At 74.3% G+C, this 12876-nt stretch carries 8 protein-coding genes, 1 tRNA gene and 1 pseudogene; 2 read left to right on the top strand and 8 right to left on the bottom strand.

Annotated elements, in window-relative coordinates:
- Window positions 1-181 precede the first annotated feature (181 nt).
- Window positions 182-1003, top strand: coding sequence for a phytanoyl-CoA dioxygenase family protein (locus ACFY00_RS24930; RefSeq protein WP_388033760.1), 822 nt, complete (start codon window positions 182-184; stop codon window positions 1001-1003).
- Between the two features lie 151 nt (window positions 1004-1154).
- Window positions 1155-1948, top strand: a pseudogene (locus tag ACFY00_RS24925) (IS5 family transposase).
- A 432-nt stretch (window positions 1949-2380) separates the two neighbouring features.
- Here ACFY00_RS24925 and ACFY00_RS24920 read toward each other — a convergent pair.
- The 8 genes from ACFY00_RS24920 to tmk all read right to left on the bottom strand — a co-directional run bounded on the left by ACFY00_RS24920 (window position 2381) and on the right by tmk (window position 12867).
- Window positions 2381-3067 carry a hypothetical protein gene (locus ACFY00_RS24920; RefSeq protein WP_388033759.1) on the bottom strand — a complete coding sequence of 229 codons (687 nt, stop codon included), beginning with the start codon at window positions 3065-3067 and terminating at the stop codon, window positions 2381-2383.
- 411 nt (window positions 3068-3478) lie between these two features.
- Window positions 3479-4042 (bottom strand): DUF6236 family protein, encoded by a 564-nt coding sequence (locus tag ACFY00_RS24915; protein ID WP_388033758.1) that lies wholly within the window; start codon window positions 4040-4042, stop codon window positions 3479-3481.
- A 171-nt stretch (window positions 4043-4213) separates the two neighbouring features.
- Window positions 4214-4287, bottom strand: a tRNA-Thr gene (locus ACFY00_RS24910).
- A gap of 138 nt (window positions 4288-4425) precedes the next feature.
- A complete protein-coding gene (leuE, locus tag ACFY00_RS24905) occupies window positions 4426-5079 on the bottom strand; it encodes a leucine efflux protein LeuE (protein WP_388033757.1) in 654 nt (217 codons plus the stop codon).
- A 126-nt stretch (window positions 5080-5205) separates the two neighbouring features.
- Window positions 5206-6810 carry an alpha/beta hydrolase gene (locus ACFY00_RS24900; RefSeq protein ID WP_388033756.1) on the bottom strand — a complete coding sequence of 535 codons (1605 nt, stop codon included), beginning with the start codon at window positions 6808-6810 and terminating at the stop codon, window positions 5206-5208.
- A gap of 240 nt (window positions 6811-7050) precedes the next feature.
- Window positions 7051-8145 carry an alpha/beta hydrolase-fold protein gene (locus tag ACFY00_RS24895; protein WP_388033755.1) on the bottom strand — a complete coding sequence of 365 codons (1095 nt, stop codon included), beginning with the start codon at window positions 8143-8145 and terminating at the stop codon, window positions 7051-7053.
- A 194-nt stretch (window positions 8146-8339) separates the two neighbouring features.
- A complete protein-coding gene (locus ACFY00_RS24890) occupies window positions 8340-9545 on the bottom strand; it encodes a DNA polymerase III subunit delta' (RefSeq protein ID WP_388033754.1) in 1206 nt (401 codons plus the stop codon).
- A gap of 181 nt (window positions 9546-9726) precedes the next feature.
- Entirely contained in the window at window positions 9727-12867 is a 3141-nt protein-coding gene (tmk, locus tag ACFY00_RS24885; protein WP_388033753.1) for a dTMP kinase, read from the bottom strand.
- Between the last annotated feature and the right edge of the window lie 9 nt (window positions 12868-12876).

Raw genomic sequence — 12876 nt, 5'->3', positions numbered from 1 at the left:
GGTCCAGCCCGGGCGCCAGCCGAAGAGGAAGCGGAACGGCAAGTAGTCGGCGGGCTCCGGGTGGCCGGATGCCGGGGTCAGGTCTTCTGCCCGACTTGGCGGTGGTCCGTCTCGTCGGGTCCCCGGGCAGGCGGCGGAAATTCCGTTGCCCGCCCGGGCCGACTGGCGATTCCATGACCAAATGGAGATGACAACTCCCTCGGCTGTCAGCAGCTTTCACCGTGACGGCTACTGCGTTGTGCCCGATGTCCTCACCGCCGAGCAGGTGGACCACTGGCGTTCGGCGCTCGCGCGGCACGTTGCGGCCCAGCCGCCCGAGTCCGGCCGCACCGGCCCGTACTTCCTGTGGCCGGCCCTCGCCGACCATGCCGACCTGCGCGCCCTCTACGAGGAAAGCGGCATCGGCGACGCCGTCCGCGCGTTTCTGCGGCCCGACCTCGCCCTGCCGGCCCCGGAGGTCGCCCAGTTGGCGCTCACCCTGCCGCCACACCTGCACCATCCCGGCGCCCCGCACATCGACGGCCTCACCCCCACCGAGGACGACGGCCGCCCCGGCACGTTCACCGTCCTGGCCGGCCTCCTCCTCACCGACCAGCGCCAGCACGACCGCGGCAACCTCTGGGTCTGGCCGGGCACGCACCAGAGCACGGCAACGTGGCTGCGCCACCACGGCGCGGACGCGCTGCGCGACGCCACGCCCTACCCGCCCGTGGACCTGCCCGCCCCGCTCCAGGTGACCGGCACGGCCGGAAGCCTGGTCCTCGTCCACTACCTGCTCGCCCACAACATCGGCGGCCACTTCGGCACCGCCGACGACGAGCGCCGCGAGACCGTGTACTTCCGGCTGCGCGCCGCCGGCCACCGCGAACGCTGGCGCGAGGTTGTGACGGACCCGCTGTTGGAGTTCGCGCTGTCGGTTCAGACGGGAGGCTCGCTCCGTCACATAGACCCCTCTCGGCACTCGACAGCTTCCCGGAGCAGCCAGTCGGCCCGCTCGAGGTAGCCCGGAAGCCGGGAGGTCACCTCTGCTGGCGCTGGCCGCGGGCCGCCGTTGTGCTCGCTCCCGCCCGAGGCTGCCAGGCCGAGCACAGCGACGGGGCTGCCCTGGGGCTTGGAAGTCATCTCATTCGGATTCGCAAGTTGCTCGCACGACGATCGTGGAGCGCTTGGTGCCGGACGAGTTGTGGGAGCAGTTCCAACTGGTGGTGCCGACCGCGCCGAGCCGGCCGCGGGGGGGGTGGCCGGCGCCGCTACGGGAACCGCGAGGTGTCGGCGGCGACCGTCTCCGTCGCCACGTCGGGGTGCACCTGGTCCCAACTGCCGCCCTGCTTCGACCCGTCCGGGCCCACCGCGCACCGCCGCTCCACCGAGTGGGGCAGGGCCGGGGTCCGGGCCGGGCTCCACCGCGTCGTCCTGGACGAGCTCGACGCGCAAGGCGAGTCGGACTGGTCGCGGTGCGCGGTCGACTCGGTGAACACACGAGCCCTGAAAGGGAGATCCGACAGGGCCGACCCTCGTCGACCGGGGCAAGTACGGGTCGAAGACCCACCTGCCCACCGGAAGCACCGGCCCGCCCCTGCCACTCGCCGTCCCCGGTGCCAACCTCCACGACAGCCAGGCCCCGACACCGCTCGTCGATGCCGTCCCACCGATCCGCTCGCGCCGCGGACCCAGGCGTCGCAGACCCGGCAAGCCGCACGCCGACAAAGCCTACGACCACCGCTTCATCCGCTCCCACCTGCGACGACGACAGACCCAGGCCCACATCGCCCGCCGGGGCACCGACTCCTTCCAGCGCCTCAGCCGCCGCCGGGCGATCGAACACACCGCGGCCTGGTGCGGCACCTCCCGCCGACCGCACCGCCGCTACGCACGCAAGGCCGACCACTTCACCGCCTTCGCCAGCATCGCCGCCGCCCTCATCCGCACCCGCCGACTCCCCAAATGAGATGCCTTCCAAGCACCGTACGGGGATCGGGCCATCAGGCCACCGGGTCCGTCGTCGTCTCGGCACCGCTGCTCAGACCCTCCTGCCCCGACGTGGGCAGCAAGCGATCCTGCCACGCCTGGAAGATCCGATCCCGAAAGGCCGGCCACCTCTCCTGCCGGTCAGGAACGCTCAGGAGCACGGCCCCTACCCACCACAGCGGTCGAGCTAGAACCAGCTTCACCCAAGACGAACCGGTCCGTCCCGAGAGCCGCCGCACAACGGTCCGGCCTACCGCAACGAGAACCGCACTGACGCCGAGTCCTACGAAACTGAGATCTCCGAGCACCACTGGAAACCCCTCCCAGGGGCTTCCGGCGTGCCAGCTCCGGGAATGTCTGCAGCTCGCTGCTGCGGGCGACGGTTTATCTGACGTTGTATCAGAATGCCATATCAGGTGTGCACGGTCGGGGCCGCACCGGGTGCCCACCGGAGCGTCTGCGGCGTGGCGGTCTGCAGATAGGCGAAGTAGGGCGGCTGGAGCAGGTGGGCGGGCATCCGGACACTCGTCCCTCGGCTGATGATCCTCTCCCCTTCCCGGTGCGTGACGAGACTGTTGTGATCGCACCGGGCGCTGTACAGGATGTCAACGCCGCCACCGAAATCGTCCGGTACCAGGAATTGGAGCTTGCCTCCCCCGTAGGCGATCATGTCGTTCTCGACGAGCAGGACAGGAGTACCCGGCGCTCGCCCGGGAAGCGTGAACACGTTTCCTCGAACAACCTTGCAGCGCCTGCCGTTGCCCGCGCACCTGATCTGGATCGCGAGTCGAGGCTTCGCGGGCTCCCACGACTTCGCCAGGCCAGCCTGCCGTTCGCGTTCCTCCCTGACCAGCTTGTCGCGGAGGCGCGACCTGCGCCGCTGATGCTCGTTCGAACCGTCCAGGATCGCTCGCAGCGCGTCTTCCAGCCCTCTTCCGTCGGTCTCCCAGGTACGGCGACACGACTCCGGAAGCTCAGGGATAAGTGGTTCAACGAGAGGGCGGATTTCCGGAACCCCTCGGGCGTCAAGCGCTCCGACGAGCTGCTCCAAGAGGGCGTCGGATGCGGCGGCGAGCACCATGTCGGCAAGCTCGACCACGGACTCCGGCAGAGGGGGCCGTGGCGGTATTGGAATTCCGGGAACCCGCAGTGGGGGCTGACCTCCTGATTCATGCACGTGCGACCCCAACTGCCCGACCGACGTTCCCCGGTGGCCCGAACAGCCGGGCACCCGGCTTGAAGGTGCTCATGACCATGAGCGTATGCGTCGCCCCGAACACCGGTCGAGTCGCCGCCCACAACCGCCCTTCCGATGAAATCACTTATGGCAATGGCTAGTTGTCTTCCCACTGCGATCGACCGCGTTGACGACAGCACTGCGGTGGACAAGCTTCGCGACAGGCACCCCGCATTGTGGGTCCACTGGCACGGCGCGCTTCGCGCCGAACTCCCGGCGCCCCCGTCAGCCCCGAGGCCCGAGCGGACGCTCGACACCGGAACCAGCAGCGGATCACGAACGAGAAGCGCGCCGCAGCCCTTCCCCGGCCAAGGGGCCCGATCCGGTGGGGCGAGGACAGTGGGGCCGCCAGCCACACGGACCGAGCCAAGCCCTCAACGAATGCGGCTCCGTCGCGTGCTTCTGCCGAAGCTCGATGACCTTCTCGACGGGGACGTTCGCCATGTCGGTGGGCAACACCATCCGGACAGCCAGTTCGCCGAGCACCGCCGTCACCGGATCGTCGGCCTTGGGAGGTCGACCGCGCAGCAGCACCCTGCTGATCCGCTCGGTGCTCCACTCCTCGTTCGCCGCGTGGGCCGCGATCTGGTCCGTCGTTGGCAGCAGGCGGTTGCGGCGGGCCAGCTCGTCGGTGAGGGCGCACTTGTAGACCCAGGCGAGCATCGGGTCCATCGAGATCCAGGTGCCCAGCGGGTTGCCGCCCTCGTATGTCGGCCGATCCGTATTGATCGCCAACCCCTCCTGAACGAGCGCTTCGCGAAGGTTCGGGGACACCTCCTTCCAGTACAGGTGGGCAACGTGTCCGGGCGGCCGATCGTCGTGCTGGGTGCGCACCACCGTCTGGGGAACGTAGGCGTTGGTGCGGCGTAGCGCCGGCGTGCACGCTCGCTGCACGGTTGTCCACCGGTAGCGATCATGGGGCGCCCTCAGCGCACGCAGGCCGGACAGCAAAGGCCAAGGAAAAGAAAAAGGCCCAGGTCAGGGGCTATCTGACCTGGGCCTTGACTGAGCCGCCTATGGGATTCGAACCCATGACCTACGCATTACGAGTGCGTTGCTCTGGCCAACTGAGCTAAGGCGGCACCGCTGCCAGTGACCCGGCCCGTGAGGGCAAGGGTCGCATCGGCAACGCGCGCCAGTCTACACAGTTTCCGGGGGTGATCCGTACGCGGTGGCCGGGCCGGTGCAGCTGGGAGGCCGCGGCGGGCGGGGCGGGCGGGTCAGGCGGAGGAGACGGCGAGCTTGGCGGCGAAGCCGGCGAAGAGGACGGCGACGGAGGAGGTGAGGCCGGCGGAGAGGCGCTTGCGGCGGCGGAAGGCGTTGGCGAGCGTGGTGCCGGTGAAGATCAGCAGGGAGAGGTAGAGGAAGGAGAAGGCCTGCAGGACGCCGCCGAGCAGGGCGAAGGAGAGGACGGGGGCGCCGTAGGAGGGGTCGACGAACTGGGTGAAGAAGGAGAGCAGGAAGAGGATCGCCTTGGGGTTGAAGAGGCTGATCATCAGCGCGCGCCGGAACGGCCGCTCGCCGGCCGTCGCGACGGCGGCGTCCTCGGCGGGGGCCTCGGCCAGGGCGCGTTCGCGCCACATCTGGCGGGCCGCCCGCAGCATGCCGTAGCCGATCCACAGCAGGTAGGCGGCGCCGCCGAACTTGACCACGGCGAAGACCGCGGGGTTGGCCCGGAGCAGGGAGGCCGCGCCGAGGGAGGTGAGGCTGATCAGGACGAGGTCGCCGAGGAAGACGCCGCAGGCCGCCCGGTAGCCGGTGCGGACGCCCCGGCGGGCGGCGACGGAGAGCACGTAGAGGGAGTTGGGTCCGGGCAGCAGGACGATGGCCAGTGCGCCGAGGACGTAGGTGGCCAGGTCGTGGACTCCGAGCACTTCGGTCTCCAGGGAGCGGGCAGGCGGGGGACGCCGATGAGGCTGCGCCATGCTACCCGCCAGCTCCGTCGGCCCGAAACACTCCTGTCAGTCGCTCGCCCCGCCCACCCCCCCGGCCCACCCGGATCAGTCCTTGCAGACCTTCCCGTTCGCAGGCGCCTGCCCGCCGAGCAGGTAGTCGTTGATCGCGTCGTCGATGCACGCGTTCTGCCGCTGGTACGCGGTGTGCCCGTCGCCCTCGTAGGTGAGCAGCCGCCCGGCCTCCAGCTGCCCGGCCAGCGACTTCGCCCAGGCGTACGGGGTGGCCGGGTCCCGGGTGGTGCCGACGACCACGATCGGGTCGGACCCGGCGGCGCGGACGGTGTGCGGGGCGCCGGTGGCCCTGTCGGGCCAGTACGCGCAGCTGAGCGCCATCCAGGCCATGTTGCGGCCGAAGTGCGGGGCGGCCTTCTCGAAGGCCGGGACGGCCGCGGCGACCGCGGCCGGGTCGGCGAACGGGGCGGGCAGGTCGAGGCAGTTGACCGCCGAGTTGGCGTACATCAGGTTGTCGTAGCTGCCGTCGGCGTTGCGCCCGTAGTAGCTGTCGGCGAGCTTGAGCAGCCCGCTGCCGTCCCCCGCCTGCGCGGTGGTCAGCGCCTCGCGCAGGTAGGGCCAGAGCGACTCGGCGTACATCGCCTCGGCGACGCCGGTGAGCGCCTGGGGCTCGGTCAGCGGACGGTTCTGCTCGGTGGGCAGCGGCTTCGCGTCGAGCTGCGCGAACAGCGCGGTGAGCTTCTTCCCGGCCTCCTCGACGCTGCGCCCGACGGGGCAGTCGTCGCGCTTGGCGCAGTCCTTGGCGAACGCCGTCCAGGCGGTCTCGAAACCACCCGCCTGGGTGAGGTTGCCGGTGGCAGCGTCCAGCGAGGGGTCCATCGCGCCGTCCAGGACGACCTTGCCGACCTTGCCGGGGAACAGGCCCGCGTACGTCGCGCCGAGGAAGGTGCCGTACGACTTGCCGACGTAGTTGAGCTTCCGGTCGCCGACCAGTTCCCGCAGCACGTCCATGTCGCGGGCCGCCTCCACGGTGGAGACGTGGCCCAGCAGGTCGCCCGCCTCCGCCCGGCAGCCGGCCGCGAGCTCCTTGTCGGCCGTCACCACCGCGTCGATCTCGCCCTGGTCGTCGGGGGTGAGGTCGACGGTGGTGTACGCGTCCATCCGGTCGCCGGTCAGGCAGGTGATCGGGGCCGAACGCCCGACCCCGCGCGGGTCGAAGCCCACCAGGTCGTAGTCGGAGCGCACCCCCGCGTCGTAGCGCGCCGCGACCCGCTCCAGGTAGTCGACCGCCGACCCGCCCGGCCCGCCCGGGTTGAGCAGCAGCGAACCGACCCGGTGCGCCGGGTCGCCCGCGGGCTTGCGCACCACCGACAGCTCCACGTCCCGCCCGCCCGGGTGCGCGTAGTCCAGCGGCACCTTGAAGGTCGCGCACTCGAAACCGGAGTCGCACGCCCGCCAGCTCAACTTCTGCGCGTAGTACGGGTCGAGGCCGGCCGGCCGCTGGACCGGCAGCGGCTCCAGCGGGGTGGCTCCGGACGGGGGCGCGCCGGTCGCCACGCTGTCGGTGGAGCTGTCCGGGCTGCCGGACGGGGTGCCGGACGAGGTCGGGTGCCCGGAGCTGCAGCCCGCCAGCAGCAGCGACAGGGCGGCGGCCAGCGCGGCGGCGGACACCGACCGACGGCTCCGGGCGACTCTCATGAAGGTGGGTCCTCTCCCCTGGGAAACGGTGCGGCAGCCGGGGCCGACACCGGGAGGCCGAGCCTAGCGGGCGGCACCGCCACGCCCGGCGACCCGCTCCGCGCACCACCCCGCCCGGCCGACCGGCACACCGCCGATCGCACCACGGCCCACGCCGAACGGCCCAACCCCGGCCCCACGCCGAACGGCCAACCCACCCCCCTGAGAAACGGCCCAACCCGCCCCCCGACAGAGGGCCTGCTACTTGGCCAGCCCCTCCGCCAGGTACTGCACCGCGACCCGCACCAGCCGCAACCGCTCCCGCTCCGGCGTGTAGTCCTGCACCACCTCCGAAGTCCGCACCTGGGCACGCGACTTGGCGCCCTGCAGCGCCGCCTGCACCGCCCGCCCGGACGCCAGCCCGTCCGTGTCGCGCTTCGCCGCCGCCAGCAGCAGCCGCGCCGTCACCGCGCCGGGCGCCTCCGCCGCCGCCCCGGCCAGCGCCCGCGCGTCGTACCGGCCGGAGACCGCCGCGGCCGCCCCGTACAGGTCGGGCCGGGCCAGTCCCGCCGCGGCCGCGCAGGGGGCGCCGCCGTCCACGCCGAGGACGCTCCAGCCCGCGGGGCCGGGCGGCAGGGTGCGGAAGGCCGCGCCGACGGCCGAGCGCAGCGCCGCGTCGTCCGCGACCGCCTGCGGGGCGGCCGCCACCAGGTCGCAGGGGTGGCCGGTGCCGCCGGGCGCCTCGGGGGCGACCACCACGAACGGGCGCGCCTTGCCCTGCTGCACCGCCGACGCCACCCCGTCGAACACGTCCGGCAGGTCGGCGTCGGCGGTCCGTCCGGGCGTCCCGGAGTGCAGCACGATCACCGGGAACCGCTCCGCCGGGCTCTTCCCGTACTCGGCCGGCAGCCACACCCGCACCGTCCGCGACCGCCCGTTCGGCCCGGGCACCGAGCCCTGCATCAACTCCCCGCCCGCCGCACGGCCCACGCTCGCGAACGCCACCGCCGAAGCCGAGGGGGCGACGGCAGCGGACGGGGCCGGAGCCGAGGGGGCCGACGGCGAGGACACCGGCGGGGGCGCGACCCGGTCCGCGCTGCCCGCCTCCGCCGCGACCGCCCGCACCGCCCCGCGCCCGCCGCGCTCCCCCACCAGCACCGCCACCCCCAGCGCGCTCACGCACGTCAGGCACAGCGCCGCGGCGAACGCCCGCACCAGCACCGGCCGCACCTCCGCCGCCAGCTCGTACGTCTGCGCGGCCCGCAGGTCCCGCCAGCGCACCATCGCCGACCGGGCGAGCCAACTGCCCGCCACCACCGCCACCAGCAACGACAGGACGAGGAGCGAACGGGGCATGGGACGCACCACCTCGGGGAAGGACCGGCCGCCGGACGCGGGCGCGTGGTCAGTGCACAGGGTGCAAGACCAGGTGCCCACTCGCCCGGGGGCGGTACGGGCGTCTCCGCACGTTCACTCGAACGAGCGACGACCGGACGGCCCCGGGCACCCGCACCCTCCCGAGCCCCGGGCCGCTCGACCCACCGGCGCGCTCAGCCCGCCCGCAGCGCCACCGTCATCGCCTCCACCGCCAGCAGCGGGTCCACGTTCCGGTCCAGCGCCCGGCGGCAGGCCAGCACCGCCTCGATCCGGCGCAGCGTGTTCTCCGCCGCGCCCTGGCCCGCGACCCGCTGCAGCGCCGGGCGCTGGTCGTCGTTGGCCAGTGCCCCGCCCGCACCGAACTGGAGGGCCAACACGTCCCGGTAGAAGCCCAGCAGGTCGCCCAGCGCCACGTTCAGCGTCTCGCGGCGGGTCCGGGTGGCCCGGCTCTTCTGCCGCTTCTCCAGCTCCTTCACCGCCCCGGCCATGCCGCGCGGCGCCCGGCTGCCCTCCGCCGCGCCGTACGCGGCCCGCAGGTCCTCGGTCTCCCGGGCGTCCTGGGTCTCGGCCAGCGCCTCGGCGTCCGCCTTCGCGGTGTCCACCAGTCGCTGCGCGGCCGCCAGGCAGCCGCCCAGGTCGGCCACCTCCAGCGGGATCCGCAGCACCTCGGCCCGGCGCGCCCGGGCCTGCTCGTCCACCGCGAGGCGCCGCGAGCGGTCGATGTCGCCCTGCCCGGCCAGCGCCGCCACCCGGGCCGCCTCCGGCTCCACCCCGTCCCGCCGCACCAGCATGTCGGCGACCGCCTCCGCGGCGGGCGTGCGCAGCACCAGCAGGCGGCAGCGCGAGCGGATCGTCGGCAGCACGTCCTGCACCGAGGGCGCGCACAGCAGCCACACCGTCCGCGGCGAGGGCTCCTCGACGCCCTTGAGCAGGGCGTTCGCCGCCGCCTCGGTCAGCCGGTGCGCGGCGTCCACCAGGATCACCGACCAGCGGCCGCCGGTCGGGTAGCTCGCCGCCCGCAGCACCAGGTCGCGCATGTCGCCGACGCCGATCGACAGGCCGTCGGTGCGCACCTGCTTCACGTCCGCGTGGCTGCCCGACAGCACGGTGTGGCACCCGTCGCAGAACCCGCAGCCCGGCACGCCGCCCAGCTCCAGGTCCGGACTGGTGCACTGCAGCGCCGCCGCGAACGCCCGCGCCGCCGTCACCTGCCCGGCCCCGGGCGGCCCGGTGAACAGCCACGCGTGCGTCATCAGCGAGGCGTTGCCCGCCGGGGTCTCCCCCCGGCCCGCCAGCACGCTCGCCCGGGCCGCCCGCGCCGCCGCCTGCAGCTGCTCGACCACCCGGTCCTGCCCCACCAGGTCGTCCCAGACACTCACGCCGCGCTCCTCGTCACCACTGCCACCTGCTGCCACCGCCCCGCCGAGCCTAACCCCGCCCGCGGACAACCCGGACGCAGCGGGCGCCGTACGCCGACGAGGCCGCGACGCGGGCAGTGACCTGCCGTCCCGTCGCGACCTCGTCGCACGCGCCGCGCGCCTCCGCCCGGTGCTCGGACGGTCAGTCCTTGCGCCGCCGCCAGCCACCCTTCTTCGGCTGCTCGTCCGTCCCGCCCTCCGGCTCGTCGGCCTCCCAGCGGGCCCACTCCTCGCGGGAGCCGAGCAGGCTGTCGGTCAGGCTGGGCAGGTCGTCGAGCGGCGTCTCCTCGGCCCACTCCGGCCGGGGGCGCAGCTCGCGGGTCCGCGCGGAGTCGTCCTCGTCCCGGAACAGGCCCCTGGGCACCCGCGCGGTCGGATCGTCCGCCTTGGGCAGCACCGCCGTCTCCTCGACGTCCGCACCGCCGTCCTCGACCACCGGAAGCACCGCGGTCTCGTCGACCGCCGGAGCGACCGCCGGAAGCACCGCGGTCTCGTCGACCGCCGGAGCGGTCGCCGGGGCACCCGGCGCGGGCTTGGGCAGCTCGCGAGTGGTCTCCGTGTCCGCCGCCCCCCTGTCCGAGACCTTCGGCAGCACCGCGGTCTCGTCGGCCACCGGCACGGCGGCAGGAGCAGCTTCCGCAGCGGACGCCGCCTCCGCAGCGGTCGCCGCCTCCGCAGCCCGCCGCGCGGCCTCCGCCCGCTGCAGCGCCTCCTCGGCGCGCCGCCGCTGCTCCTCCCGCTGCAGCTCGCGCTGCCGGGCGAACTCGACCCGGGCGGCCTCCTCGGCCGCGGCCTTGCGGGCCGCCTCCGCCGCCGCCTCGGCCCGGGCGGCCTCCTCGGCGCGCCGCTTCGCGTCCTCCTCGGCGCGGCGCGCGGCCTCCGCCTCGGCGGCGATCCGGGCCTCCTCGGCGGCCTTGCGGGCGGCCTCGGCCTCGGCCCGGGCGGCCTCCTCGGCGGCGAGCCGGTCCTTCTCGGCCTGCTCGGCGCGCAACTGCTCCAGCAGTTCGAGCCGCTTGCGCTCGGCCTCCTCGGCGGCCTTGCGGGCGGCCTCGGCCTCGGCGGCGCGCCGGGCGGCCTCCTCGCGGGCCTTGCGCTCCTGCTCGGCCTTGGCGGCCTTCTCCTGGCCGGAGAGCGGCAGTTCGCGGTCGAGCCGGTGCCGGATCGAGGTGGTGACGACGGCGGGGGCCTGGGTGCCGTCGACGACCAGGTAGCGGGCCGGGTCGGCCGCGGCGAGCGCCAGGAAGCCGGAGCGGACCCGCTGGTGGAACTCGGTGGGCTCGGACTCCAGCCGGTCCAGCGCCTCGGTGAAGCGGTCCCGGGCGGCGGTCGGATCGACGTCCAGGACGACCGTCAGGTCGGGGACGAGCCCGCCGGTGGCCCAGCGGGAGATCCGGGCGACCTCGGTGGCGGCGAGGTCGCGGCCCGCGCCCTGGTAGGCGATCGAGGAGTCCATGTACCGGTCGGTGATGACCACCGCGCCGCGCTCCAGCGCCGGGCGGATGACGTTCTCGACGTGCTCGGCCCGGTCGGCGGCGTAGATCAGCGCCTCGGCCCGGTGCGAGAGCCCGGTGTTGCCGACGTCCAGGACGAGGGCGCGCAACCGCTGCCCGATCGGGGAGCCGCCGGGCTCGCGGGTGAGGACGACCTCGTGGCCCTTGGCGCGGATCCACTCGGCCAGGGCCTGCGCCTGGGTGGACTTGCCGGCCCCGTCGCCGCCCTCCAGGGCGATGAAGTAGCCCTGGCCCGCGGCCCGGTGCGGGGCGACCTCGGCCTGCCCGCGGACGGCCTGGGCGAGCTGGCGGCCGAACGGGACGACGCCGCGCTGGTCGTCGGTCTTGAGCAGCACGACGGCGGCCAGCACCAGGGTCAGCAGCCCGGCGGTGGAGACGGCGAGCGCGGCGCCGTCGTGGATGAAGGTGAAGTGGCCGCGGCCGACCTCGCCGAGGGTGACCTGCCCGTACGCGGCGGCCAGCAGCGGCATGCCGACCAGGGCGGCGCCGACGACGGCCCGCAGGACGGCGTACAGGTGCTCGGTGACCTTGCCGAGCCGGATCTCCTCGATCTCCTGGGCGAGCAGGCCGCGCCCGGTGGCGATGACCACGCCCGCGGCCAGCCCGGCCAGCACGGTGAACATCAGCACCAGGACGAAGTCGAGGACGAGCCCGGCCAGGATCAGCGCCACGCCGGAGGTGACCAGGCCGAGGGCCAGCAGTCGGCGGCGGGACAGGCCGGGCAGGGTGGCCCGGCTGAGCCGGACGCCGACGGCGGGGGCGCCCGCGGCGGCCAGCACCAGCAGGCCGTAGCCGATCGGCCCGGCCAGGTGCTCGCCCGCGGTGAGCAGGCCGACCGCGGCGACCCCGGCCATCGAGGCGTACGCGGCGGCGATCGAGAAGGTGAAGTAGGGGGCGGAGCCGGTGCGGCCCTTCTTCAGGGACGGGCCGGGCGTGGCGTCGGTGGGCGCGCGCAGGCCCTGCAGCGGGGAGCGCGGCGCGGCGCCGGCCCCGGCCGGGAGCTCCTGGAGGTACAGCAGCGCGGCGTTGGTGACGAACAGGGCGGCGGCGCCGAGCCCGGCGACGGTGAGCTGGTGCGTGCGCAACCAGTCCAGGCCGAGCGCGGCGAGCACGTTGTTGAGCAGGGTGAAGCCGATCAGTCCGACGGCGGCCAGCGGCAGCGCGGCCCAGCCGGTGCGGGCGTCGAGGGTGCGGACGGCGTCCAGCGCGGCGGCGGGCGGCGGTCCGGGCTGCTCGGGGACGGCCAGCAGGCCGGGGACGGCGGCGGCCTTGCCGACGGTCCAGACCCGTTCGGCGGCGCCGGCCAGGAAGGCGGTGCCCAGCAGCAGCCAGGTCGCCGAGCCGGGCGACCAGACGGCCCACCAGGGGGCCAGGCCGATCAGCAGGGCGCGGAACAGGTCGGCGCCGAGCAGGCTCCAGCGGCGGTCGAGCCTGCCGCCGACCAGGGCGTGGACGGGGCCGAGCAGGGCCGCGCCGATCAGCCCGGTGGCGAACAGCCGGGCCGCGAACAGCGCGGCGACGGCGAGCGCGAGCGCCCGGTAGCCGTGCCCGAACTGGCCGCCGAGCGCGGCGGCGACCACGGTGAGCGGCACCAGCACCAGGAGGGCCAGCCGGTCGGCGGCCCCGCCGAGCAGCTGGGTGGTCCAGAGTTTCCGGTAGGGCCGCAGCCTCAGCAGCGCACGGGCCCGCTCGCCGGGCGTCCCGGCGGGGGCGACCTCCGGGAGGCCGGGGGCGGCGGTGCGTGCGGTGGGGGGCAGCTCCTCGCTCGTCATACGGTCAGC

Source organism: Kitasatospora sp. NPDC001540 (assembly GCF_042894345.1).
Lineage (GTDB): Bacteria > Actinomycetota > Actinomycetes > Streptomycetales > Streptomycetaceae > Kitasatospora > Kitasatospora phosalacinea_C.
This window is presented reverse-complemented; position numbering and strand designations above follow the sequence as displayed.

Excerpts from the sequence above, each read along its gene's own strand:
- ACFY00_RS24930 (WP_388033760.1), top strand. The coding sequence starts at position 182 with ATGGAGATGACAACTCCCTCGGCTGTCAGCAGCTTTCACCGTGACGGC.
- ACFY00_RS24900 (WP_388033756.1), bottom strand. The coding sequence starts at position 6,810 with ATGAGAGTCGCCCGGAGCCGTCGGTCGGTGTCCGCCGCCGCGCTGGCC.
- ACFY00_RS24895 (WP_388033755.1), bottom strand. The coding sequence starts at position 8,145 with ATGCCCCGTTCGCTCCTCGTCCTGTCGTTGCTGGTGGCGGTGGTGGCG.
- tmk (WP_388033753.1), bottom strand. The coding sequence starts at position 12,867 with ATGACGAGCGAGGAGCTGCCCCCCACCGCACGCACCGCCGCCCCCGGC.